Annotated in this window: 19 protein-coding genes; 6 read left to right on the top strand and 13 right to left on the bottom strand. The window is 71.0% G+C overall.

Going from position 1 to position 24,681, the window contains the following annotated elements; translation table 11 throughout:
- Positions 1–181: 181 nt before the first annotated feature.
- Positions 182–859 (bottom strand): Tat pathway signal sequence domain protein, encoded by a 678-nt coding sequence (locus ACIBJC_RS31555; protein WP_399298358.1) that lies wholly within the window; start codon positions 857–859, stop codon positions 182–184.
- 664 nt (positions 860–1,523) lie between these two features.
- Between ACIBJC_RS31555 and ACIBJC_RS31560 the strand changes: the two genes are divergently transcribed.
- The 3 genes from ACIBJC_RS31560 (at position 1,524) to ACIBJC_RS31570 (ending at position 3,946) form a co-directional block, all read left to right on the top strand.
- Positions 1,524–2,165, top strand: coding sequence for a DUF6230 family protein (locus ACIBJC_RS31560; protein WP_399298360.1), 642 nt, complete (start codon positions 1,524–1,526; stop codon positions 2,163–2,165).
- A gap of 2 nt (positions 2,166–2,167) precedes the next feature.
- Positions 2,168–2,653, top strand: coding sequence for a DUF6114 domain-containing protein (locus tag ACIBJC_RS31565; RefSeq protein ID WP_399298362.1), 486 nt, complete (start codon positions 2,168–2,170; stop codon positions 2,651–2,653).
- Between the two features lie 264 nt (positions 2,654–2,917).
- A complete protein-coding gene (locus ACIBJC_RS31570) occupies positions 2,918–3,946 on the top strand; it encodes a LacI family DNA-binding transcriptional regulator (RefSeq protein ID WP_399298363.1) in 1,029 nt (342 codons plus the stop codon).
- A gap of 7 nt (positions 3,947–3,953) precedes the next feature.
- Here ACIBJC_RS31570 and ACIBJC_RS31575 read toward each other — a convergent pair whose 3' ends face one another.
- The 6 genes from ACIBJC_RS31575 to ACIBJC_RS31600 all read right to left on the bottom strand — a co-directional run bounded on the left by ACIBJC_RS31575 (position 3,954) and on the right by ACIBJC_RS31600 (position 12,922).
- Entirely contained in the window at positions 3,954–4,661 is a 708-nt protein-coding gene (locus ACIBJC_RS31575; RefSeq protein WP_399298365.1) for a hypothetical protein, read from the bottom strand.
- 160 nt (positions 4,662–4,821) lie between these two features.
- A complete protein-coding gene (locus ACIBJC_RS31580) occupies positions 4,822–6,795 on the bottom strand; it encodes a beta-galactosidase (protein WP_399298367.1) in 1,974 nt (657 codons plus the stop codon).
- On the bottom strand, positions 6,795–9,014 hold the full coding sequence (locus ACIBJC_RS31585; protein ID WP_399298369.1) for a 1,4-beta-glucanase: 2,220 nt from the start codon (positions 9,012–9,014) through the stop codon (positions 6,795–6,797). The genes ACIBJC_RS31580 and ACIBJC_RS31585 overlap by 1 nt, the downstream gene beginning before the upstream one ends.
- A gap of 108 nt (positions 9,015–9,122) precedes the next feature.
- Positions 9,123–10,115 (bottom strand): carbohydrate ABC transporter permease, encoded by a 993-nt coding sequence (locus ACIBJC_RS31590; RefSeq protein WP_399298370.1) that lies wholly within the window; start codon positions 10,113–10,115, stop codon positions 9,123–9,125.
- Entirely contained in the window at positions 10,112–11,083 is a 972-nt protein-coding gene (locus ACIBJC_RS31595) for an ABC transporter permease (protein ID WP_399298569.1), read from the bottom strand. Before ACIBJC_RS31595 ends, ACIBJC_RS31590 begins: the two co-directional genes overlap by 4 nt.
- Before the next feature lie 159 nt (positions 11,084–11,242).
- The gene (locus ACIBJC_RS31600; protein WP_399298371.1) at positions 11,243–12,922 is read right to left on the bottom strand and encodes an extracellular solute-binding protein; all 1,680 of its coding nucleotides are present in this window, start codon (positions 12,920–12,922) and stop codon (positions 11,243–11,245) included.
- Positions 12,923–13,334: 412 nt separating this feature from the next.
- Here ACIBJC_RS31600 and ACIBJC_RS31605 point away from each other — a divergent pair, with 412 nt between their 5' ends.
- From ACIBJC_RS31605 to ACIBJC_RS31615, 3 genes are all read left to right on the top strand, one after another.
- Positions 13,335–16,202 (top strand): glycoside hydrolase family 3 C-terminal domain-containing protein, encoded by a 2,868-nt coding sequence (locus ACIBJC_RS31605; RefSeq protein WP_399298373.1) that lies wholly within the window; start codon positions 13,335–13,337, stop codon positions 16,200–16,202.
- A 69-nt stretch (positions 16,203–16,271) separates the two neighbouring features.
- Positions 16,272–16,418 carry a hypothetical protein gene (locus tag ACIBJC_RS31610; protein ID WP_399298375.1) on the top strand — a complete coding sequence of 49 codons (147 nt, stop codon included), beginning with the start codon at positions 16,272–16,274 and terminating at the stop codon, positions 16,416–16,418.
- A gap of 25 nt (positions 16,419–16,443) precedes the next feature.
- Entirely contained in the window at positions 16,444–16,668 is a 225-nt protein-coding gene (locus tag ACIBJC_RS31615) for a siderophore-interacting protein (RefSeq protein ID WP_399298376.1), read from the top strand.
- Positions 16,669–16,810: 142 nt separating this feature from the next.
- On the opposite strand, the gene ACIBJC_RS31620 is transcribed toward ACIBJC_RS31615, so the two are convergent.
- The 6 genes from ACIBJC_RS31620 to ACIBJC_RS31645 all read right to left on the bottom strand — a co-directional run bounded on the left by ACIBJC_RS31620 (position 16,811) and on the right by ACIBJC_RS31645 (position 24,674).
- Complete coding sequence (locus ACIBJC_RS31620) at positions 16,811–18,586, bottom strand: lysyl oxidase family protein (RefSeq protein WP_399298378.1); 1,776 nt, start codon at positions 18,584–18,586, stop codon at positions 16,811–16,813.
- Positions 18,587–18,939: 353 nt separating this feature from the next.
- Positions 18,940–20,721 carry an FG-GAP repeat domain-containing protein gene (locus tag ACIBJC_RS31625; protein ID WP_399298380.1) on the bottom strand — a complete coding sequence of 594 codons (1,782 nt, stop codon included), beginning with the start codon at positions 20,719–20,721 and terminating at the stop codon, positions 18,940–18,942.
- Positions 20,722–20,986: 265 nt separating this feature from the next.
- Positions 20,987–21,583 (bottom strand): hypothetical protein, encoded by a 597-nt coding sequence (locus ACIBJC_RS31630; RefSeq protein WP_399298381.1) that lies wholly within the window; start codon positions 21,581–21,583, stop codon positions 20,987–20,989.
- Complete coding sequence (locus tag ACIBJC_RS31635) at positions 21,580–22,455, bottom strand: carbohydrate ABC transporter permease (RefSeq protein WP_399298383.1); 876 nt, start codon at positions 22,453–22,455, stop codon at positions 21,580–21,582. Before ACIBJC_RS31635 ends, ACIBJC_RS31630 begins: the two co-directional genes overlap by 4 nt.
- Positions 22,452–23,393: a carbohydrate ABC transporter permease gene (locus ACIBJC_RS31640; protein WP_399298384.1), complete on the bottom strand. Its 942-nt coding sequence runs from the start codon at positions 23,391–23,393 to the stop codon at positions 22,452–22,454. The genes ACIBJC_RS31635 and ACIBJC_RS31640 overlap by 4 nt, the downstream gene beginning before the upstream one ends.
- On the bottom strand, positions 23,394–24,674 hold the full coding sequence (locus tag ACIBJC_RS31645) for an ABC transporter substrate-binding protein (RefSeq protein WP_399298385.1): 1,281 nt from the start codon (positions 24,672–24,674) through the stop codon (positions 23,394–23,396).
- Positions 24,675–24,681 lie beyond the last annotated feature (7 nt).

Here is a 24,681-nt window from a genome sequence, read left to right on the forward strand (position 1 = left end):
GGCCCCCGCAAGGGGGACAGTCTACGGCGTGGTCACCCCGCCTCCTTCGCGTATGCGGTGGTATACGTCTGCCCAAGGGGCGCCCCGCCGCGACGGCCGGCCTCGACCGCGGGGCCCCGGGCGGCCCGCGTCCGTCCCCCGGCCCTGGGCGGCCGGCGGACGGACGGGGCCCGCGCCGGGCTCAGTTGACGTACACGCTCGGGCTGCCGGACTGGCTGGTGTCCTTGACCGGGCCGTACTTGGCGGAGAAGTAGCTGGAGGCCGGGCAGGTGATGGGCCCGGACGACCGGCTGAACAACTGGTTCGCGAACGTGATGGAATTGTCGGTGTTGGACGTCGTGCCGTTCAGCCCCGTCGAGGTGTAGACGCAGGTCGTCGTGCCGAGGATGGTGCTGAGCTTGACGGTCGTCTGCACCACGCCGGCGCTTCCCGCGGCCACCGTGAGCCCCCCGGCGGAGGTGACGGATGTGGTGAACGGCAGATGTTCGACGGTGATGCTCTGCACCCCGGTCGTGCCGAGGATGTTGCTGGTGCACCCACCGAAAGTGTGCCCGGTGAGCGACTCGGTGGCGGTGCCGGGGGCGGCCGGGTTGCCGGTGACCGCCACGGTGAACTGCGAGCTGGTGCAGGTGATGCCGGTCGTGCCGCCGGAGGTGGTACGGATCGCCACGGTCGTTCCGGACCTGAGCGAGGACGTGAGCACATCGCCGACGGCGACGGCGGAACCGGCCGCGCTGCCGTAGGTGAGCACATTGCCCGCCTCCGCGGAGGTCCCGGCGGCGGAGGCCGGGCCCATGGCGACGAGCGCGGCCACGGTGGTGAGGCCGGCGACGGAGAGAAGAGTGCGTCGTGCGCGCATGCGAAGTCCCTTTCGCGAGGGGCGAGTTGAGCGGAGTGAAGCGGAGACGTGCCCGGGTGGGGGCGGCGGAGGCGCAGCGCGCCGTGCGCCCCGCCGCGGCTCGGCCACGGGGCGCACACACGGGACGGATCCGGCCGTGCGGGCCGGGTGACGGGCCCGCACAGCGGTGACGGAGCGGGAGAACGGTGCTCCGGAACGGCAGAGGGAGGGGCGGTGAGGGAGGGGCGGTGAGGGAGGGGCGGAGAAGAACGGAACGGGCCCAGCGCCATGGACCCGTTCCCGTGCCGGGAAGGAGCGCGGCACGGAAGGAAACCCAAGAGCGTTGTAGACCTGTCCGGTGGACCGAGTCAAGGCCCCGGGAGGGAAGTCGCCGAGTAAAGTTACCCACGGTACTCGGACGTCAGCGGGGTTCTCGGGTGCGCCGGTCGGCGTCCGGCCAGGGCACCCGCGGGGACGCGTGAGCGCACCGCGCCTCGCTGCACACACGAACAACACCCAATTTTCACAAGGCTGTTGACCCCGACGATACCTGGGAGTAACTTCACCTCGACTCCCATGGCCGCGCCGTCGCCACCCCGGGAAGCCCTGTCGGCGCCGGGAGCCGTCCGCGCCAGGACCCCGCCGCGCAAGCTCGTTCCGGTCACCACACCTTCAGGAGCAGCTCATGGCCACGTCCGAGATCACCGGCGGTGAAACGCCCGAGAGAGCCGAGCGGCGGGGAAGGGTACGGCTGCGCCGGGCCGCCGTCATGGGTGTGCCGGCGTTCGCGGTGGCCGCCGCGCTCGTCGTCCTCACCGCACAGGGCGCCATCGCCGCGCAGTTCGCCATCTCCGGCATGCCCTTCGTGGTCACCGCCGACCGTCTGGACGCCCAGGGCTTCGAGCAGTTCGGCGCGCTGGACAGCATGGCGGAGGGCAGCCCCAACGCCGGCGACACCGGCGGTCAGGTGCTGGTCGTGGTCTCCGCCATCAAGAAGGCCAAGCTCACCAAGTTGTGCCAGAGCGTCGAGCTCGGCGGTACGTATCTGCACATCACCGCGGGCGACAAGGGCACCCCGGTGTCCGCGACCGACCTGACCACCGACTCCACCGAACTCAGCGGGAAGAAGGCCGACTTCGACAACATCGAGATCGGCGGGGACGCCAGCACCTTCACCAAGGCGGGCGTCAAGGGGCCGCTCGGCGTCTTCGGCCAGCAGGCCGACAGCGTCGTCATCACCAACCTGCGGCAGACCAACTACGCCACCACGGCAGCCCGGTTCACGCTGCCCAACCTGCATCTCAACTTCAGTTCGAAGGGCTGCTGAGCGTGGTCCCGCCCGAAGCGGACCCCCCGGCCGGGACCACCGTCCCGGCCGGGGGGCGCCGCCGTCGGCGATCCTTCGCCACCTGGCGCAGACGCCGCCCGTTCTGGGGCGGACTCCTGCTGCTGCTCGGCGGGGGCGAGATCCTGCTGACGGAACAGGCGTCCATCTCCGTCGTCCTCCAGGCGGGCGCGGGCGGCGTCGCCGCGTACGTCCTCCCGCTGATCATGGCGGTGTGCGGGCTGCTGCTGATCCTCAACCCCGCCCAGCGGCTCTTCTACTCCGTCATCGGGGTGCTGACCTCGCTGGGCTCCTGGGTCACCTCGAACCTCGGCGGGTTCTTCGTCGGTCTGCTCCTCGGTGTCATCGGCAGCTCCATGGCCTTCGGCTGGCTGCCCGACCAGGAGCCGCGCCGCCGGCGCCGCTTCCGCAGGCGCCCGGCCGCGCCCGCCGCGTCCCCCGCCCCCGCGACGGGCCGGCCCACGTCCTGACCGGCGGGCGCGGCACCGTACACCCCACGGAGCCTCCGGACGGACGATCCCCCGACGCACTGTCATCCCCCGCGCACACGTGGCCCCGAGCGGGCCCGGCCCTTTCCGGCCGGGCCCGCTTCTCCATGTGTGACGCCCCGGGGCGGGGCAGTGAGTCGAAGCGCTTCGATCGGACTATGGACAGTTCATGGGCCTGCCAATTACTCTCGAAGGCGGTGTTGTCGAAGCGCTTCACCCTCACAACAGCCCGCCTTGGAGAGCTGAATGGTCACCCTCGCCGATGTAGCTCAGCATGCCGGAGTCTCCGCCAGCACGGTGAGCTACGTCCTCAGCGGCAAGCGGTCCATCTCCGCCACCACGCGGGAGCGTGTCGAGCGCAGCATCGAACAGCTCGGCTACCACCCCAACGCGGGGGCCCGCGCCCTGGCCAGCAGCCGGTCCAACATCATCGCCCTGATGATGCCGCTGCGCACCGACATGTATGTGCCGGTGATGATGGAGATCGCCCTCGCCGTCGCCACCACGGCCCGCACCTTCGGGTACGACGTGCTCCTGCTCACCGGCGAGGAGGGCCCGACCGCGGTGCGCCGCGTCGAGGGCAGCGCCCTCGCCGACGCGATGATCCTGATGGACGTCGAGCTGCACGACGACCGGCTGCCGCCGCTGCGTGAGGCGCACCGCCCCGCCGTCCTGATCGGACTGCCCGCCGACACCGCGGGACTGAGCTGCGTCGACCTGGACTTCGCCGCCGCGGGCGCCCTCTGCGCGGAGCACCTCGCCGGGCTCGGGCACCGGGAGATAGCGGTCATCGGCGAGGCCCCGGGCTTCTACGAACGGCTCACCGGCTTCGCCGAACGTACCCTGAGCGGACTGCGGGAGCGCAGCGGGGAGCTGGGCCTGCGGGTGCTGCACCGCCCCTGCGAGGGCAGTTACGCGGCGGTCTCCGCCACCGTCGGCCGGATCTTCGACGAACGGCCCGGCACCACCGCCTTCATCGTCCAGAACGAGGCCGCCACCGACCCGCTGCTCGCCCTGCTGCGCCAGCAGCGCCGCGCGGTGCCCGAGGACGTCTCGGTGGTCGCCATCTGCCCCGACCAGGTCGCCGTCCACGCCTCGGTCCCGCTGACCTCCGTCGCCGTCCCGGCGCAGGAGATGGGGCGCCGCGCGGTCGAGCAGGTCGTGGCGAAGCTCGCGGGGCGCGGCACGGACGAGGTCGTGCTGATCAAGCCGGAGCTGACCGTACGGGAGAGCGCGGGTCCCCGGGCGGCACCCGGGAACCCGCTCCGACCCTGACGTGTCGTCAGCTCCCGCTGACCGAGAAGCTGTTCGTGGTGAAGTCCAGGCCACCGGAGGACGAGGTGATCTCGTACCCGAACTGGACGTCACCGACGGTCACATTGCCCCACCACCCCTTGGTGTCCTTGATCCACTTGAGGATCGGCAGGACGTCGACCGTCCCGGAGGTGGAGTTCGAGGTGCGCAGGAACGAGAACACCTCGTTGGAGCCGTTGGACCCCTTGTAGACGGTCCAGGAGTGGCCGCCGAGCGTGAGCGTGCCCTGCGAGGTGCCGAGCGGGCCCACCGCGCCGCGGTAGTTCATCCAGAGCATGATCTCGTAGTCGTAGTTGCTGTCCCAGATGTCGTACGAGGTGTTGTAGGCACCCGACGACGGCACGGTGACGTTGTAGCTGCTGCGCAGCGAGGACAGCGAGTTCAGCGGTTTCCCGATCACCTTCTTGGCGTTGGGATACGACTTGATGCCGCCGGTGTTGGGGTGGTTGCCCCACACGCCCCAGTTGGACGAGGAGTTGGCCCAGATGGTCTGGGCGCCCGCACCCGAACCCCAGATGTTGTTGTAGAGGATGTAGTTGTCGGACGTGGTGTAGTTGCCCCACTGGTCCGACGAGGACCAGATCGCCGCCTGCGCGGGTGCGGCGGCGAAGCCGACGAGCGCGGCGAACGCGACCACCGGGGCGAGCAGCAGTCGTTTCCAGATACGCGGTGCCATGGTGTCCCTTCCATGGGTGGGGGAGTACCGCGGCCCCGGAGCGGAGCCGCGGCCTCGCCGGCCGGTGGGGCCCGTGGAGCACGGAGGGCTGTGGGGGTGCCGGCGAAGGTCGTGGGCTGGGGCGGTGTGGTGCGGGGTGATGCCGTACGGAAGGAGGGGCTTACGCCGGGAGCGCGCGCAGGACGGCGACGCCGAAGCGGTCCAGCTCGACCGCCCCGTCCACGGGCCGGTCGCCGAGCACCTCGTGACGGCGGCCGGCGACCGGGACCGTGACGGCCTTCTCGCCGTGGTTGAGCAGGAAGAGCAGCTCGCCGCGGCGCACCGCCTCCACCCCTTCGGGCAGCCCCTCCAGCGTGGGGGAGACCCCGGCGCCCTCGGCGACCCGCGCCAGCAGCGCGCGCAGGGCCGCGGGCTCGGGGAGCGTCGAGACGTACCAGGCCCTGCCCCGGCGGACGACGGCCGGCAGCCCGGCCAGTTCCCCGCCGCGGTACGAGGCGACGGCCTCGCCCGTGGACAGCTCCAGCTCCTCCGACCAGAGGCCCGCGCGGAACTCGTCGCACTCCACGCTCTCGTCCGCGTCGAGCGGCCACCACTCGTGGAGTGTGGCGATGCCGAACAGCGCGCGCAGCCGGGCGTCCATGCCGCCGTCGCGCACCCGGTCGTCCTCGTCGGCGATCCCGGTGAGGAAGCCGCACACCAGGGTGCCACCGCCCGCGACATAGCCGACCAGGTTCTCGATCGCGGTGTCGTCGAGCAGATACAGATGCGGGAGGACCACCAGCCGGTACGCGCTCAGATCGTGGTCGGGCCGGGCGAAGTCGGTGGGCAGGTTCGACTCCCACAGGGCGCGGTGCCAGGCCCGTACGATCGCCGCGTGGTCGAGGTGGGCGGAGAGCCGGCCGTCCTGCTGGTCCGCCCACCAGGAGTCCCAGTCGTGCAGGACGGCGATCTCCGCCGTCACCCGGGTGCCCGACACCTGCGGTCCCAGCAGGGCGAGGTCCGCGCCGATCCGCTTGATCTCCCGGAAGGTGCGGCCCTGCTCGCCCGCGTGGCTGAGCATCCCCGAGTGGAACTTCTCGGCGCCCTGCCGTGACTGGCGCCACTGGAAGTAGAGAATCGCGTCGGCCCCGCGGGCCACGGACTGGAGCGACCAGAGCCGGTTCAGCCCGTACGGCTTGGGGTGGTTGACGCCCCGCCAGTTGACGGGGCCCGCCGCCTGTTCCATCACCGCCCACGGGCCCTTCGCCTGGGAGCGCGTCATGTCGCCGATCATCGCGCCCAGTTGACCGCCGTGGGGGTCCTTGGGGTCCGGATAGATGTCGACCGAGACGACATCCTCGTGCTCCGCCCACTTCCAGGCGTCCTGACCGATCCAGAACGGCATGAAGTTGCTCGTGACGGGGATGTGCGGGGTGTGGCGCCCGACGATGTCACGCTCGGCGACGTAGCACTCCAGCAGCGCGTCGGAGGTGAAGCGCCGGAAGTCCAGGGCCTGCCCGGGGTTCTTCATGTACTGGGCGCGCCGGGGCGGGATGATCTCCTCCCAGGAGTCGTACCCCTGGCTCCAGAACGCCGTCCCCCAGGCTTCGTTGAGCGCGTCCAGAGCGCCGTACCGGCCCCGGAGCCAGGTACGGAAGTGCCGGGCCGTCCCGTCGCACCAGCAGTGTGTGCAGTACTCGTTGTTGATGTGCCACATGCGCAGCGCCGGATGGCCGCCGTACCGCTGTGCCAGGTCCTCGGTGAGGGCGGCGGCGTACTCGCGGTAGACGGAGGAGCTGGCGCAGAACTGCTGCCGCGAGCCCCACCACACGGTTCTGCCGTCCTCGTCGCGCGGCAGGGTCTCCGGGTGACGGGAGCCCATCCACGGCGGCGGCGAGGCGGTCGGGGTGGCCAGGATCACCCCGATGCCGTTGCCGTCCATGAGATCCATCAGCCGGTCCAGCCAGCCGAAGTTCCGTGCCCCCGGGCGCGGTTCGAGCTTCGCCCAGGAGAAGACGCCCAGCGTCACGGAGTTGACCCCGGCTTCCTTCATCAGGCGCGCGTCCTCGAACCAGGTCTCCTCGGGCCACTGTTCGGGGTTGTAGTCGCCGCCGAACAGGACCCGGCCGCGCGTGGAGTCGTTCAGGGAAGGCATCAGGCGGGGTCTCCGTACTGGATGCCACGGCCGTTGGTGCCGAGATAGACCCGGCCGTGGACACGGGGGTCGCCGGTGATGGTCTCTCCGGTCCACCCCCACTGGTGTGCGTCGTCGTTGATCCGGATCCAGGTGGCGCCGGTGTCGTCGGAGCGGTACACACCGACGAAGCTCTCCGTGGCGCCGGTCTGGAAGACGGCGGGGTACGAGGCCCCCGGGGCCGCCTTGCCGAAGCCGAGGGCGTACGAGCCCCAGCAGCTCGTGAGCTTGGTGAAGGTGGTACCGCCGTCGGTGGACCGGTACAGGCCGTTCCACTTGGCGGAGAGCCAGAGGTCGCCGGTCCTGCCCGGCGCCGCCGCGATCCGGAACTGGACGTCCCCCGACGGCAGCCCCGACGCGCCCTTCACGAAGGTCGCGCCACCGTCCGTGGACCGGTACACCGCGCCGCCGTCGGTGTCGTACACGTAGAACCGCCGGGGATCGACCGGGTCGGCGACCGGCACCGCGCCCTTGGGGAACGTGGTCACCTCGCTCCAGGCCGCGCCGTTGTTCGTGGAGCGGAAACCGGGGTGCTTCGTACCGTCCCAGTGGACGAACGACCACAGCAGCGTGGCACCGTCGGCGCTCACCGCGATCGGCCCCGGCGCGGTCGACGCGATCGCGGGCTGCGCCGCGAACGGCGCCCAGCTCCGCCCGCCGTCGTTCGAGTAGGCCCCGTTGCCCGCGTCGCCCCAGCCCGCCCGCACCACGTACGCGGGCTTCAGGGCGGCCAGCGCCAGCCCGGTGGCCGAGCCGAAGACCGGGTTCGCTGCCATGCCCCGGGACGGGGAGGCGGTCAGCGAGTCGTGGTACATCACCCCGATGTCCCCGAGGCCGCTCAGCAGCGGGGCGGTCCCGGTGGGCGGCGAGATGAGCTGCCGCACCGCGGACTCCTCCAGACCGCGGATCTGTGGTGCCCAGCGCACCAGGTCGCGGGTCCCGTACAGGGTGGCGCCCGTCCCGAACACCAGATGTCTGGAGTCGTACGGGTCGAGCGCGACGGCCTGGATCCACCAGCCGAACTTGGGCGCGGATCCACCCCAGTTGAGGTACGGGGTATCCCGTACGTCCAGGACCGCGGTGTCCTTGAGCGAGGTCCAGGTCCGCCCGCCGTCGGTGGAGCGGAACAGGGTGTCGACGGGCCCCCAGCGGTTGTTGGTGGACACCACGACCGTACCGGCGACCCGGGCGTCGACGGTCACACCGCCGTAGCCGAAGGCGTCACCTCCGGTGGGCTTGACGGGGGTCACATCCGTCCAGACACCGGTGGCGGTGTCGAGCCGGCGGACCGAGCCGTCGGTCTGGTTGTTGGGTCCCGGTGTGTTGGCGTACGTGACGTACAGCGCCCGGGTGTTCGCGTCGTACGCCGCCCGGACCGGCACCCGCGCCGCCGCGTCGGACGGCTGACCGGGTACGGCCTCCCAGGTCACCCCGTCGCTCGTACGGTAGAGGGCGCTGCCGCCGTCGCCCCACCCCGCGTACACCACCCGCCCGGCGGCCACCAGCAGGGTGATCCCCTGGCCCGAGGCGTTCGGGGCGGGCGGGAAGGCGGCGGCGGACCAGGTGGCGCCCCGGTCGGTCGATCTGAGGAGCCCGTCGTGCCGGGTCCCGAGGTAGAGGGTGTCGCTGTTCAGCGGCGAGACGAGCAGCCGCTCACCGGTGCCGCGTCCGTCCTCGTTGCCGCCGAGCTTCACAGTGAGATCGCTGCGGCTCCATGTCGCCCCCCGGTCCGTGGAGCGCAGCACGGCGCCGTTGCCCGCCCAGGACTGCGCGTAGGCGCCGAGCGCGAGATAGACCCGGTCGGGCTGGGCCGGGTCGACGGCGACGGCCTCGACGCCGAGCAGGTTGTAGTCGTCCCAGCCGAGATGGTCGGTGAGCGGGGTCCAGGTCGCGGTGGCGTCGTCCCAGCGGTAGGCGCCGCCGATGTCGGTGCGGGCGTACGCGAGGCCCTTGACCGCCGGATGGAAGAGCACGCCGGTGACGAACCCGGTGCCGCCGATGGCCGCGGTGCGCCAGCGGTACGCCTGCGCGGCGGCCACCGCGGCGGCCTCACCCCGCGCGGCGCCCGGCCGGGGCGCGGCCGTCGCGGCGGACGCGCCGCTCAGCGCGAGCGCCACGGCGGCGCCGGAGGCGGTGGCGAGCACGGTACGTCGCTTGTGTCCCTGGTGCGGCTCGGACATGACGTCACCTTCCGTCGGTGGGGGAGCGGACGAGCGGGGTGGTGTGCCGGGTGGTGCGCGGGCAGGGGCAGGGGTAGGGACAGGAGGCGGAACGCGGCCGGGTCGCGGTCAGCCCTTGACGGCGCCGGTGAGCATGCCCTTCCTGAAGTGCTTCTGGACGAACGGCGAGGCGACCGCGACGGGGAGCAGCGCCAGCACCATGACCGCCATCTGCACGGAGAGCGGCGAGAGCTGCCCGGTCTTGATCTGCTGGCCGAGTCCCGTCGGCGGCTCCTGCTTCTGGACGAGCTGGATCATCACGTTCTGCAGCGGCATCATGTCCTGATCGGTCAGGTAGATCGACGCGTTGAACCAGGCGCTCCAGTAACCGACCGCGTAGAACAGCGCGATGACCGCGATGACCGCCCGCGAGAGCGGCATGACGATCTGCCAGAGGATCCGCAGGTCGCCCGCGCCGTCGATGCGCGCGCTGTCCATCAGCTCCGGAGAGATGTTCATGAAGAACGAGCGCAGCACCAGGATGTTGAACACGCTCACCGCGCTCGGCAGGATCAGCGCCAGATAGGTGTCGGTCAGCCCGAGCGCCTGCACCAGCAGATACGTGGGGATCAGACCGGCCCCGAAGAACATGGTGGCGAGCAGGGTCATCAGGATCCAGCGGTGCCCGAGCGAGTTCGTACGGACGAGTCCGTACGCGCACAGCACGGACACCGTCATGCTGAACAGCGTGCCCACCAGGGTCACCCCGAGGCTGACCAGGGCGGCGCGCTGCACCTGGCCGCCGCCGAGGAGTTCCTGGTAGGCGACGAAGGTGATGTCCTGGGGGATGACCACCAGCCCGCCGGCCTCGTTGATGGTGTCCCGGGAGGAGAGGCTGGTGACGATCACGATCCACAGCGGGAAGAGGATCGCGAAGCAGGCGGCGGTCAGTGCGATGCCCTTGCCTGCGAGGCCCGCCCTGGTCGGCTCCTCCTCCCAGACGGGGCGCGGCGGTGCGGCCCAGCGGCCCGGCGGGCGCGGCGCCCCGCCGCCCGTACCGGAGCGTCCGGAGCCCCCGGCGGCGCGTGCGGCGGGGTCCGTACCGGTGTCGGTGAGACTCACTTCTTGTACACCCCCTGCTCACCCATGAGATGGGCGACCTTGTTGGCCGTGAGGACCAGCCCGAGCCCGATGACGCCCTTGATCAGACCGGCCGCCGCCGCGTAGCTGAAGTCCTGGTTCCTGATGCCCGACCACCACACGAAGGTGTCCAGCACTTCCGCCGCGTCACGCCCCACGGCGTCCCGCTGGAGCAGGATCTGTTCGAAGCCGACGGTCAGCGCGTCGCCCACCCGCAGCACCAGCAGCAGGGCGATCACCGGGCGCAGGGCGGGCAGGGTGACATGCCACATCCGCCGCCAGCGGCCCGCGCCGTCCATGGCCGCCGCCTCGTACAGCTCGTGGTTGACGGAGGAGAGGGCCGCGAGGAAGACGATGATGCCCCACCCGGCGTCCTTCCAGACGCCCTCGGCGGTCACCAGGAACTTGAAGATGCCCGGGTCGGTCATCAGGTCGAAGCCCTCGACACCGTGCTGGCGCAGGGTCTGCGCGATGATCCCCGCGCCGCCGAAGATCTGCTGGAAGACGGTGACGACCAGCACCCAGGAGAAGAAGTGGGGCAGGTACATGACGGCCTGCGCGACCGCCCGCACCCGGGGCCTGATCACACTGTTGATGAGCAGCGCCAGCACGATCGGGATGGGGAAGTACAGCACGAGCTGGAGGAAGAAGAGGACCAGGGTGTTCTGCGCCGCCGCCCAGAACGCGGAGTCGGCGAAGATCCGCTGGAACTGCTCGAACCCGACCCAGGGGCTCTGGACCATGGCGACGAAGCCGTTGTCGCTGAGATACGGGTCGTAGTCCTGGAAGGCGACGACATTGCCGAGGATCGGTATGTAGTTGAAGACCAGGACCAGCAGCAGCGCCGGCAGGGTCATCAGGATGAGCGTCCGGTCCCGTCGCAGCCGGATCCGCAACCCCAGCCTCGGCCCCTTCCCCTTCCCCTTGCCCTTGCCCTTCCCTTTCTCCATCCCCCGGCCCGGCTTCCTGCCCGGGGCCGGGAGCCGGGCCTTCGCCCGCGACCGCGGTACGTCCGCCGCCTCCGCCGTCCCCGCCGGATCGCCGTCCCCGGCGGGCGGCGCGTCCGGCACTGCGCTGTGCGACACGGTGAACTCCTTGCGTCCTGTGCGTCAGTTCGCGGCTGAGCCGGACTCGTCGAGCAGCTTCTTGTACCAGTCGCGCAGCTTCTCGCCGCCCTGGCTCTTCCACTCCGAGACGGCCTGCTGCATGTCACCGACCTTCTTCCGGCCGCGGACGATGTCGTCCTCCAACTGTTCGAAGTTGTCCGCGAGGTTGGTCCAGCGGTTGGGCTCGGTGACGGTCAGCCCGTAGAAGGCGGTCTTCTTGGTGAAGGCCCCCATGCGCTGCTGCCACTCCACCTGCGCCGTGGCGATGTCGGAGCGGTCCGGGTGGGCGATGTAGGGGGCCGGGTCACCGGTGTAGTCGAAGGCACCGACCACGTCGATGTTGCCCTGGTCGTTCTTGACCGGCAGCCCGTCCTTCACCGTGTAGTGGGTCCCCTCGACGCCGTAGTCGGTGAGCATCCGCTCCTTGGTGCCGTACGGCGCGGCGGTGAAGTTGGAGATGGCCAGCACATCCCTGATCAGCTTCTCCGACGAGCCCTTCTTCACGAAGGCCCAGATACTGGCGGGCTGCACGGCGTAGAGCCGCGGGTCCCCGCCGTCATGGCCGAAGATGTCCATCGCGCCCATCTCGAACTCGGCCTTCGTCTTGCCGGTCTGCTCGACGGTCTTCGCGTACCAGTGCGACAGGTCCTGGTTGTAGATCAGCACCTGGCCCGAGGTGAACCGGTTGCCCGCGTCGCCCTGTACCGCCTTGGCGTCCGGGTGGACGACATTGGCCGCGTACAGCTTCCGCATCCACTCCAGCGCTTCGAGGTATTCGGGCGTCTCGATACGGTTGACGAGCTTGTCGTCGACCAGGTCCCACCACAGCGCCTTGTCGCTGCCGGACAGCACACCGAACACGCTGAAGGCGGTCCACTTCAGGTCGTCGCAGGCCCACACCTTCGACCTGGCGCTGGTGAGGTCCTTGGCGAAGGCGAGGAACTCGTCTGCCGTCGTGGGGAGTTCGTAGCCCTTCTTGTCGAAGATGTCCTTGCGGTAGAAGGGGGCGATGTTCACGACGTACGAGGCGGGCATCGGGATGCCGCGCAGCGCGCCGCCGAAGATCGAGCGCTGCCACGCGTCGGTCGGGACGGCCGCGAGGTGGGGGAAGTCCTTGACCTTGTCCCCCGAGAGATAGGGGCCCAGATCCTCGAACTTGGCGTTGACCGCGCCGGGGATCTTCCCGGTCAGATTCCAGCCGGGCAGGATCACCATGTTGGGGATGTCGCTGGAGGCGAGCACCGCGCCGAGCTTCTCGTCGTAGGTGTTGCCGTCCTGGTTCTGCCAGACCGTCTCGACCCCGATCGCCTCGTTCATCGCCTTGTAGTAGGCGTTCGAACCGGCCGGGGGCGTGCCCCAGAACGGGGACATGATCTTGATGGTGCTTCCCTTGCCGAGCTTCTCCGGGAGGGAGGCCTTCAGCTCGGCGGTCGGGATGACCTGGGTGAACCCCGCCGAGGAGCCGTTCTTGGACGGGATGTCCGGCGGGACGACACTCTGCGCCACGAAGGTCGGAAGGATCTTCTGCGCGTCCTTCCCGGAGGTGGTGCCCTCCTTCTTCCCGCTCTGCCCGCCGCCACAGGCGGTGAGCAGCGGTGCCCCGCCGGCCACCGCGGCGGCGGCGACCGCCGTGGAGGCGAGGAAGCTTCTCCGGCTGGGGGCGGAGGAGGACTTCGGCGTCATTGCGTCAACCCTTCGTGGTGCGCCGGAACACCCGGCGGAGGGCCGCCGGTCGGCTGCGATGTCATACGTGGAACGGGCGTGAGCGGTGTATCCGGCCGATCCGAAGCGGTGGTGCACGACAGGGCCATCCCGGAGGCCGGCCAGGAACTGTCGAAACTGTCGAAGCGCTTCGATGTTGCTGCGAGGTTAAATCAACGCCCCGAGGGGCACAAGAGCCGATCCCAAGATTCCTTGACGACGCGTCGTGCCTTATCAACAGGGGCAGGAACAGAGCGTGTTGTGGCCCCCCGGAGACACCGGACCGGTGCCGGGGTACGCCTTGACATGCGACGACGGGACTCGGAGCATCGAAGCGCTTCGAAAGTACGTCAACCCGAGAGCCAGCCTCGAACACCGCCAAGGGGACACGCCCGTGACGCCAGACCAGCCGCCCTTCCGCGACCCGCAGTTGCCCCGCGCCGCACGCGTCGACGACCTCCTCGGCAGGCTCGGACCCGACGAGAGGACCGCCCTGCTGCACCAGTACGCGCCCGCGGTGGAACGCCTGGGCGTCGCGGCCTTCCGTACCGGACAGGAAGCACTGCACGGCGTGGCCTGGATGGGACCCGCGACCGTCTTCCCCCAGGCCGTCGGGCTCGGCGCCACCTGGAACGAGGACCTCGTGCGCCGGATCGGCGAGGCCGTCTCCACCGAGGTACGGGCCATGCGCACCCGCGACGACCGGGTCGGCCTCAACGTCTGGGCCCCCACGGTCAACCTCCTGCGCCACCCCTGGTGGGGCAGGAACGAGGAGGGGTACGCGGAGGACCCGAAGCTGACCTCCGCTGTCGCCGTCGCCTACACCCGGGGCCTGCGCGGCGACCACCCGGACTTCTGGCGTACGGCGCCGGTGCTCAAGCACTGGCTCGCGCACAACAACGAGACCGCACGCGACACCACCTCCTCCTCGGTCCGGCCGCGCGTGCTCCACGAGTACGACCTGCGGGCCTTCCGCACGGCCGTCGAGGCGGGCGCCGTCGCCGGTGTCATGCCCGCGTACAACCTGGTCAACGGACGCCCCAACCACGTCTCGCCCCATCTGCGCGAACACCTGCGCACCTGGACCGACCAGGAGCTCCTCGTCTGCTCCGACGCGGGCGCGCCCAGCAACCTCGTCGACTCCGAGGCGTACTACGCCACCCACGAGGAGGCCACCGCCGCCTCGCTGCGCGCGGGCGTCGACAGCTTCACCGACCACGGCACCGACGCCTCCGTGATGACCGCCCGGATCCGGGGCGCCCTGGAGCGGGGGCTGATCGACGAGAACGACATCGACACCGCGGTACGGCGCCAGTTGACCGTCCGCTTCGCGCTCGGCGAGTTCGACCCGGACCTCGACCCGTACGCGGACATCACGCCCGAGGACGGCTGGGACACACCGGAACACCGGGCCCTCGCCCAGGAGGCCGCCGAACAGGCCGTCGTCCTGCTCAAGAACGACGGCCTGCTGCCCCTCGCGGCGGGCCGGCGGATCGCCGTGGTCGGACTCCTCGCCGACGAGTGCAAACTCGACTGGTACAGCGGCACCCTGATCCACCGCTCCACCCCGCTCGACGGCATGCGTGAGCGCTTCGGCGCGGACCGGGTCACCTTCGCCGAGGGCGCGGACCGGGTTCGGCTGCGGGCCGCGGAGTCCGGCGGATGGGTCGCGGTGCCGGGCCCCGGCACACCGGAGGCCACGCACACCACGGCGCGTGGCGCGCAGGGTGCCCTCGACCCGGCGTTGCTCGCGGGCCGCACCGATCTGCCCCCGCTGACCCGCACGGAGCGTGAAGCGGACGCGGCCGAACTCGCCCTGATCGACTGGGGCGGCGGGATCCTCACCCTGCGCGCCCCCGACGGCCGCTACCTGTCGGTCGCCGAGGACGGGTACGTACGGGCCGCCGCCGACCAGCCCGGCGGCTGGGTCGTCCAGGAGACCTTCAGGATCGAAGAGCATCGGGACGGACACCTCCTCCTCCACCTGGGAACCGGCCGATATGTCTCCGTCGCCGCCGACGGCCTGAAGGTTGCCGACCGGGGCGAGCGTTTCGAGATCGTGATCACCGAGCGCGGGGAGGCGGCGGTGGCCCGCGCCGCGGCCGACGCGGACGTGGTCGTCGTCGTGGCGGGCAACGACCCGCACATCAACGGCCGCGAGACCGAGGACCGCGACACCCTCGCCCTGCCCGGCCACCAGGACCGGCTGTGGCGCGCCGCCCACGCCGCCAATCCGCGTACCGTCCTCGCGCTGACCTCGGCGTACCCCTACGCCGTGACCGACGCGCACGCCACGCTCCCGGCGCTGCTGTGGACGGCGCACGGCGGACAGGCGGCGGGCACCGCGCTCGCCCGGGTCCTGGCCGGCGACGTCTCCCCGGCGGGCCGGCTGCCGCAGACCTGGTACGCGGCCGACACCGACCTGCCCTCTCTGCTCGACTACGACATCATCGGCGGCCGGCAGACGTATCTCTACTTCGACGGCGCGCCGCTCTACGCCTTCGGCCACGGCCTGTCGTACACGTCCTTCGACTACGACGACCTGGTGGTGGACCCGCCCGGCGCCCTCGGCGCCACCGTCCGCGCCCGGGTCACGGTCACCAACACCGGCCCCCGCGCCTCCGACGAGGTCGTGCAGCTCTACGTACGCGAGGCCGCGCCCCGTCCGCACAGCCCGCACCGGCGGCTCGTCGGCCACGCCCGGATCCGGCTCGACCCCGGGGCCTCCCGTACGGTCGAGCTGACCGTCCCCACGGCCGACCTCGGCCACTACGACGTGGCGCACGGGGCGTGGACCGTACCGGCGGGGACGTATGTCTTCGAGGCCGCCGCCTCCAGCACGGACGTCCGCTGCTCGGTCCCGGTCGCCGTCGACGGCGAGTCCCCGCGCCCACGCCCCGTGGTGAAGAACGGCCTGTCCGCCGCCGACTACGACGAGCAGAGCGGTACCGCGATCGTCGACCGTACGAAGATCTCCGGCGACGCGGTGACCCCGCTGCACGGTTCGGGCGAACTGCTCTTCAGCCACTGCGACTTCGGGGACGGGGTGGCCGCCGTCTCGGTCGAGGTGGCGGGCGAGGGCTCGGTGGAGATCTCCCTCGCCGACGCCGGGGCCGTCGCGTTCGTCGACGTCCCGCCGACGGGCGGAGGCCCGTACGACTACACGACGCTCCGCGCGGATGCGCCGCTCAGCGGCGTGGCCGGGCTGCGCGTCACCCTCAACGGCCCGGTGCGTCTGGCCCGTATCGGCTTCGGCGGCTGAGCCGGTCCGGACGCGGGGCGAGGGGCCACCCCACGGTCACATAAACTAAGGTATGCCTACCCTTACTCGATGGGAGGCTTCATGGCCAAGGTGAAGGCCCCCGCGCGCCGCAGGATGGTGCGCGCGGAGGTGGCACGCACGGTACGGACCAGCGAGAGCTTCGTGACGCTCACCCTCGCGGGCCCCGAGCTGGCGGAACCCCGACGACATCCGTGACGTCACGGCGCCGCCCGGCGTCGAGGTGCGCTGGCTGCACCGCGACGGCCGCGGCGGGGTGCCGGGGCGGCTGGCGCTGCACACGGTGATGTCCACCCCGTTGCCTCAGGGCCCGCTCCACACCTGGGTCGCGGGGGAGAGCGGGCTCGCCACCGGGCTGCGCCGTTTCCTCGTCAAGGAGCGCGAGATGCCCAAGTCCCATGTGTCCTTCCTGGGTTACTGGAAGCACGGCGGGAGCGGTGTGGGCTGACAGCGCTCGACGCCCGCCGCCTGATCGGCGACGGGCGTCCTCTGCACCGGCCCTCAAGGCCGGAACCGGTGCGGCGGGTGTGTGCGACCCCGGCCCCGGGCGGTGTGGGCAGCGCGGGACCGGGGCGTTCAGCGGGCTCCGGTCAGGGAGCGGTGACCAGGTGGTGCGGGGGCACGGTCACCGTACGGGCGCCCGGCTCGCCGCTCAGGACCACCTTGCGCAGCGCGACGTTGTTGGACAGGTCGGTCTCGTGCAGCCGGTGCTCGGGGTTGGCGATCACCTGGATGTAGTAGGTGCCGTTCGGCAGGTCCGTGACGTCGAAGGACTGGCCGGGGCGGTACTGGGTGTACGTGTCACCGGAGCCGACGTCCAGCACCTCGCGCACCGATATCGAGTTCTGCACACCGCAGGCGGTGGACAGATCGGTGTTGTACGGAGCCCAGTTGGCGTTCTCCACCGTGTAGTCGATGGCATCGGTGTTGGCCAGGCAGAACGCCTCCTTGCCGCTGCGGACGATCTCGCTCTGGTCGGCGCTGAGCAGCCGGTAGCTGGCGAAGTCGGTGAAGTGCCAGTGCTCGTGGCCCACCCGGGCGTCCCACTCCATCGTGCCGGAGGGGGAGTAGCCGACCTGCTTGCCGTCGGCGTCGTAGAAGTACTGGTACGCGTCCATCAGGTCCTTGCCGGGCGAACGGAAGCCGTCCACCACCAGCGGCGCGGGACCCGCGTTCCACACATTGGCGCTGAACGCCAGATAGTCCTTGCCCGCGATGTCGCCGTCCTCGCCGTCCGTGATGGCGATGTCCCAGGCGGGCAGGGCCCGCAGGTCGGGCTTGGGGACGTCGGGGACGCTCGCCCGGCCGGTCGGTCGGGCCTTCGCGGCCTTCAGCCCGGGCTTGATCCGCGATCCGTCGGTCCTGCCGGTGCCGTCGCCGGGCGCCGCGGACCTGCTGACGGCCTTGCCGCCGTTCTTCAGGACGTGCGGCAGTTCGGGCGGCGTGGGGGCGTCGGCGCCCCGGCCGTCGTGATGACCGCCGTGTGCCGCGGAGGGCGCCGCGGCGGGCGAGCCGGCACCCATGGCGTGACCGCTCATGGAGTGACCGGACGCGGCCTGACCGGACATGGTGTGGCCGGACATGGTGTGGCCGGAGTGCCCGGACGCCGCACCCTTCCGCGCGGACGGCGCGACGCCCGCGCCCTCACCCCCGTCCTTGATCTCCTGAACGGTCACCTTGACCGTCTGCGGCTTGTCGGGCATGCCGAACAGATCGCGGTAACGCTTCGCCACGGAGACCTTGGCCGTGTACTCGCCGGCCGCCAGGTCGACCGGCTCCCCGTCGTACTGCCGGCTGGTGTTGGTCGCCCAGCCGTTCTCGACGCCCCACACCGAACCGAGGGTGAAGGGGTTCGTCGGGCAGCTCTCCGGATACTTCGAGGTCGCCGGGGCGTCGGGCCGGATCCGCCCCGACGCGTTGTTCGGGCAGAAGCTCTCGTCGGTCGTCAGCACCGTCTTGCCGGCCGCGTCGGTGTAGGTGACCTGAAGGAAGCCCTGGAGGCCGGAGAAGTCCGTCACCATCCCCTTCGGGAGGGTCTTGACGCGGGTCGTGCCGCCCTTGTGGATGATCTGCTGGGCGACCACGGGAGTCTTGTAGTCGGCCGCCCGCTTCACCCGGAACTCCAGGGGCCCGCCCTCGACGGTGACGTACGTACCGAGGTCCACGTACACCCCCGGCTCGCCCTCCCACCGGTCGAGCGTCACCGAGGTGGAGGCCGCGATCAGGTTGAGCTGCGGAGCGGTCGGCTCCGCAGCGGTGGCCGCTCCGGCGACGGGTGCGGCTCCGGCCACGCCGGCGACCACGGCCAGCGCTGCCGCGCCGGCGATCGCCGAACGCCGCGCGCGGCGGGGAAGGTGTCTGGTCATCGATTCCTCGTCTGCATCTGCCACAAGGGCAAGGGTTGGGGGTGAGAGGCTCGCGTTTCGTACCGGAACATCCTGATACGTCCGGAACGAAGCTGTGAGCAACCTGTGAGATCCGATGACGTGCACTCCGGTTGCCCGTGGCCCCTGAAGTAGCTGATCGTTGGCCGGAATTGAGCGGCGTTCCGTGGATCCGGCCAAGGTGAGGTGTGAACTCTTCCGTCGGTTCACGGGGCGTGGTAGACGGTTCGCCGCTGTCGGCCCCCGGACATGACGGAGCGCCCCGGCCGACAGGTGCGTCGGCCGGGGCGCCCGTACTGCCCCGGTGCGGGGCGTGGTCCGGTCGGACCGGATGGTCAGACCAGGTCGGCGTACTGGTTCCAGCCGCCGGAGCCGATCTGCACGCGCTCCTTGAAGGGGGCGGCGGCGATGCCCGTCCCCGCGTAGAAGTACAGCTCGCCCGCCGTGTTGGACGCCAGCAGGTCCGCACGGCCGTCGCCGTTCAGATCGCCGGGAGCCGTGAGCTTGTTGTACTGGCTCCAGCCCGCACCGCCCACCTGCGTCTTCGGGCCGAACGGCGCGCTCGCGTCGCCCGTGCCCGCGTACAGGAACAGGCCCTCGGAGCTGCGCGCGACCAGGTCGGCGCTGCCGTCACCGGTCAGATCGCCGGCGCCGACGATCGTGTTGAACTGCATCCAGCCGCTGCCGCCGACCTGCACCCGGGCCTTCACCGAGAGCCCGTTGCCGCTGCCCGCGTTGAAGTACAGCGCGGTGGAACTGCGGGAGAGCAGGTCGCTCCTGCCGTCGCCGTCGAGGTCCCCGGGGCCGATCACCAGGTTGTACGCCTTCGAACCGCCCGCGATCTGCGGCTTGTCGGCCGCGTAGAGGCCGGTGTTGTACAGGGCCCCGTCGTACGTGCTGTGCTCGATCAGGTCCGAGATGCCGTTCGCCCGCAGCGACACGGAGTGGGTCAGCCGTGAGTCGGCCGGGTCCCAGCCCTCCCCGACGAGATACCGCTCGCTGAGGCGCCCCGTACCGGTGGCGAAGTAGTAGTAGAGGTCGCCGCCCGGGGTACGGGCGAACACCCCGTCCTTGCCGAAGAACGGCGGGTTGCCCGTGCCCGCGAGCTGGGTGAGCGTGCCCCAGTTCTCGCCGATGGTCTCCCGCGCGGCGAGGGTGCCGTCGCCGTTGCCCTCGTAGTAGTAGAGGGTGCCGTCGTACGAGCGGGCCACCAGGTCGGTGGTGCCGTTGCCGCTGAGGTCGGCGCCGCCGGCGATCTGGTTGTACTGGAGCCAGCCGGTGCCGCCGAGCTGGATCCGGTCCTTGAACGGGTAGCCGGTGACGCTGCCGTTGCCCGGGTAGAGGTACAGCCCCGTCGCGTTGCGCACGAGGAGGTCGGCCAGACCGTCCCCGTCCAGGTCGTCCACACCGATGAGCTGGTCGAACTGGCTCCACCCCGCGCCGCCGACCTGGATCCCGGCGCCGAAGCCGGTACCGGTGCCGGGGAAGAGGAAGAGCCCCGCCGCGCTGCGGGCGAGCAGGTCGGGCTTGCCGTCCCCGTTCAGGTCGCCGGGGACGAGCAGCTTGTTGTACGCCTGCCAGCCGGTGGAGAGCGTGGTGTACGAGGTCATCCCGCCGTCGCTGGTGGCATCCGCCCCGCTGTGCAGCCGCAGGGCGCCGGTGGGGGAGAGGGTGAGCAGGTCGGGCCTGCCGTCACCGGTGAGGTCGCCGGGCAGCAGCAGGTCCTTGACCTCGGAGTCGTCCTCGGAGATGACCTCGGCGCCGCCGGTGGACCAGTCCACCCACACGGAGCCGTAGTTGGTCCGGTAGACGATCTCGCCGAAGCCGTCGCCGTTGAAGTCGGCGCGGTTGACCGCGGCGCGCGCGGCCCCGGCCCGGGCCGAACCGGCGCCCTTCGCCTTGGCCTTGGCGGAGCCGCGGTCGGGGACGGTGAAGGCGGGCCGGTCGTCGGCGCTCGGCACCGGCAGTGTGACGGTGCCCTGCGGCCCGCCCTCGGCCTCGGCGGCCGAGGCGGGGCCGGCCAGGACGCCACCGGTCAGCACCGTGGCGCAGGTGAGCGCGGCGGGCAGGGTGATCCGTCGGTGCCACCGGGCCCGGGGTCTCGCGGGAGTCGACATACAGCCTCCAGTCAGAGTGCGGACGCACCGGGGGAGCGGCGATGGCGCGATGGTGTGCCCCGACGCGACCGCGGCGTACCCGCCGGCGCGTGGCACGGCGGGTGCTGCCCCGTCAGCGATGACGCCCTCCCCAGGTCGTCCCCAAGGTGTATCCGCCAACGGATCCTGAAGGCAAGTCAATTGTGAAGCAGAGATGGATGTTCAGTGCACGGATGGGGAGAAACCCCCGACCGGTGCGGCGCCTCCCCGTACGACGGCCGGTACGTCAGCGGCGGGCGCCCCGCTCCCGTACATCGATCGCGGTGAGCGCCAGCGCGAGCGGCCCCGGCACCAGAAAGGCCAGCGGCAGCATCATCCACGCGCAGAGCACGGCCGCCGCCAGCGCCAGCAGCACCAGCGCGCTGCCGCCCGGGTCCCGGGGTACGTCCCCGGCCGCCCGGCGCACCGCCGTACGCCAGTCGGTGAGCGACTCGGCACGCGCACACGCGCGCAGACCCGTCACCGCCGCGTACACCCCGATCACCCCCGCCACCACGGCGAACACCCGCGCCCCCGGCAGCCCGGCGCCGGCCAGCGCCAGATCCGCCACGAGAAGCAGCGCCCCCGCGAGGGCCAGCGCCCCCGCGGCGAGATCGCCGGGGCGCAGCCGTTCCCGCAGCAGGGTGACGTACCGTCCCGCGGTGGCCGGCCGGTCCCGCTGGCCCCCGCGCAGCACCTCGCAGGCGGTGGAGAGCGCCGCGGGCACGGTGAGAAGCGGCAGGCAGGCCACGGCCGTGATCAGCCCGATGCTCAGCACATCGGCGAAGAGCGTCGTGCGCGGCCCGAAGATCTCGCCCGGCTCCCGGGCCGGCGCCGCGCTCATCCCTTGATCCCGGAGTTGGCCATGCCCTCGACCAGGAAACGCTGGAAGGCGAGGAAGAACAGCACGATCGGCAGCAGCGCGATCACCGACATCGCGAACATCGGGCCGAACGCCGACTGGCTGGACGCGTCCACGAACGACCGCAGCGCCAGCGTCAGCGTGAACTTCTCCGGGGAGAAGAGATAGATCAACTGGGTGAAGAAGTCGTTCCACGTCCAGATGAAGGTGAAGATCGCCGTGGTGATCAGCGCGGGCCTGATCAGCGGCAGGATGATCGAGGAGAAGCTGCGGAACGGACCGCAGCCGTCGATCCTGGCCGCCTCCTCCAGCTCACGCGGCAGCCCGCGCATGAACTGCACGATGAGGAAGACGAAGAACGCCTCGGTGGCGAGGAACTTCGGCAGGATCAGCGGCCAGTAGGTGTTCACCATCCCCATCTGGTTGAAGAGGATGTACTGCGGAATCAGCACCGCGTGGTGCGGCAGCATGATCGTCGCGATCATGAACGCGAAGAGCGGTCCGCGGAAGCGGAAGCGCAGCCGCGCGAAGGCGTAGGCCGCCAGCGAGCAGCTCAGGACGTTGCCGAGGACCGCGCCGCCCGCGATCAGCAGCGAGTTGGTCAGCAACCGCCACACGGTGACGTCGTTCACGCCCTCCAGGGCGGTCGTGTAGTTCGACCACTCCAGCCGGCCCGGCAGCAGCCGGAGACTGGCGAGCACCTCGTCGGCGGGCTTCAGCGAGGTGGCCAGCAGCCAGGCCAGCGGATACAGCATCACCAGCAGCGCGGCCAGACACCCGGCGTGCAGGGCTACCCGGCGCCAGGGAACCGCCTTGCGGGACAGCGCGGGCGCGGCAGGGGGCAGGGTGGTCATCGGGCCTCCTCGTTGGCGTAGAAGACCCAGGTGCGCGAGGTACGGAACAGCACCGCGGTGATGGCGCCGATCGCGAGCAGCAGCACCCAGGCCATGGCGGAGGCATAGCCCATGTGGGAGGCGACGAAGCCGCGGTCGTAGAGGTACAGCGTGTAGAAGAGCGTGGAGTCCGCGGGACCGCCCTTCCCCGCGCTGACCGCGAACGCGGGGGTGAAGACCTGGAACGCCTGGATGGTCTGGAGCACCAGATTGAAGAAGAGGACCGGCGAGAGCATCGGCAGGGTGATGGAGAGGAACTGCCGTACCCTGCTCGCCCCGTCCACCGCCGCGGCCTCGTACAGCTCCGACGGGATCTGCTGGAGCCCGGCCAGGAAGATCACCATGGGGGCGCCGAACTGCCACACCGTCAGCAGCGCCACGGCCAGCAGCGCCCAGCCGGGCCGGGTGACCCAGCCGCCCGTGCCCAGCAGCTCGTCCACCGTGCCGCCGTCGTTGAAGATCGCCCGCCAGACCAGGGCGATCGACATGGACGCGCCGAGCAGCGAGGGCGCGTAGAACGCGGACCGGTAGAACCCCTTGCCGCGCCGCACGGACTTCAGCGCGAGCGCGACGGCCAGCGCGAGCGCCAGTTGCAGGGGTACGGCGATGACGACGTACCCCAGGGTCGCGCCGACCGAACGCCAGTAGCGCGGGTCCTCGGTGAACATCTGCGTGTAGTTGCGCAGCCCCACCCAGTTCGGCGCGTTGAACATGTCGTAGTCGGTGAACGACAGATAGAGCGAGACGGCCATCGGCAGCAGCGTCAGTACGCTCGCGCCGAGCACCCAGGGGGAGAGGAAGACCCAGGCGGCGCCCTCGCGCCGGCGCCTGCGCGGCCCCCGCGGCGCGGGGGAGGGCCCGCCGCGCGCCCGGGGCGCGGGTATGTCGGTGGTGGTCATTTACCTCAGCTCCGCCTTCGCCTCGGTGACGTAGTTCTCCGCCGCCTCGCGGGGCGACATCCGCCCGAACGACACCTGGTCGTAGTCGCGGCTGAAGGTGGTCTGCAGGGCGCTGTCACCCGAGGGCGGCGCCTGCGGGGGATCGTCGAGAACGCCCTCCACCGACGCCTGGTAGTCGGCCACCGTCTTGTCGAAGTCCTTGAGCCCGGGGACCACGTCCGCACGGATCGACTCGTTGACCGGGATGCCCCGGCTCGCGCCGAGGATCTTCGCCGCGTCCTTGTCGTTGATCATGAAGTCGATGAGCCGGGCCGCCTCCTCCGGATGCCCGGTGTTCGCCGCGGCCCCCATGAACATCGACGGCTTGAAGTACTGCCCCGGCGTCCCGTCCGCGCCGGACGGCATCGGCGCCAGGGTCACCCCGTCCGTCACGAGCGCGGTGAAACCGCTCGCCGGCGCGTCCCAGTTGAAGTCGGAGACGGCCTTGCCCCGCCCGAGCGGGGTGTTCTCCACCGAACCGTCGAGCTGCGTCGTCTGCTCCGCGGGCGAGACGACGCCCTCGCGCCGCAGCCCGTCGGCGAAGGTCCACCAGCGCGTCAGGTCGTCGGCCGTGAAACCGAGCCCGCCGCCCTTCGTGTAGAGGGACTTGCCCTGGCCGCGCAGCCACACCTCGAAGCAGTCCTCGCTCTGGCCCGGGTCGACGGAGCCAGGCTTCCCGGTCCGCTCCGTCAGCTCACGCACCGCGTCCGCCCAGTCGTCCCAGGTCCAGCCCGTACGCGGCGGGGCGACCCCGGCCGCCCGCCACTCCTTGGCGTCGTACACGACGGCCTCCGTGCCGCGCGCCTGCACGAGCGCGTACTGCGTGCCGTCCACCGCCCCGGTGGCGAGCAGCCCGGGGTCGATCTCGTCCGTGTGGAGCGCCGTCGGCTGCGTGCCCAGATCCAGCAGGACCCCGCCCGTCGCGTACTGGTCGATCATCCGGTAGTCGAGCTGCATCACATCGGGCGCGTCGCCGCCGGCCGCCTGCGTGGCGAGCTTCTGCTTGTACGCGTCGTATCCGGCGAACGACGTCTGTACGTCGATCCCGGGGTGCTTTCTCTCGAACAGCGCGACGGCCTCGTCGGTACGGGCCGCCCGGTCGGGGTTGCCCCACCACGTGTAGCGCAGGGTCACCTTCCCGCCGCCGCTCGTCCCCTCGGAACCGCCGCAGGCGGTGAGCAGGGCGCTGAGCGTGAGCGTCATGAGGAGCGCCCAGGACCTCGTTGTCCTGTTTCCGGGCATACGGAAC

The organism is Streptomyces sp. NPDC050509 (assembly GCF_044457965.1).
Taxonomy (GTDB): Bacteria; Actinomycetota; Actinomycetes; order Streptomycetales; family Streptomycetaceae; genus Streptomyces.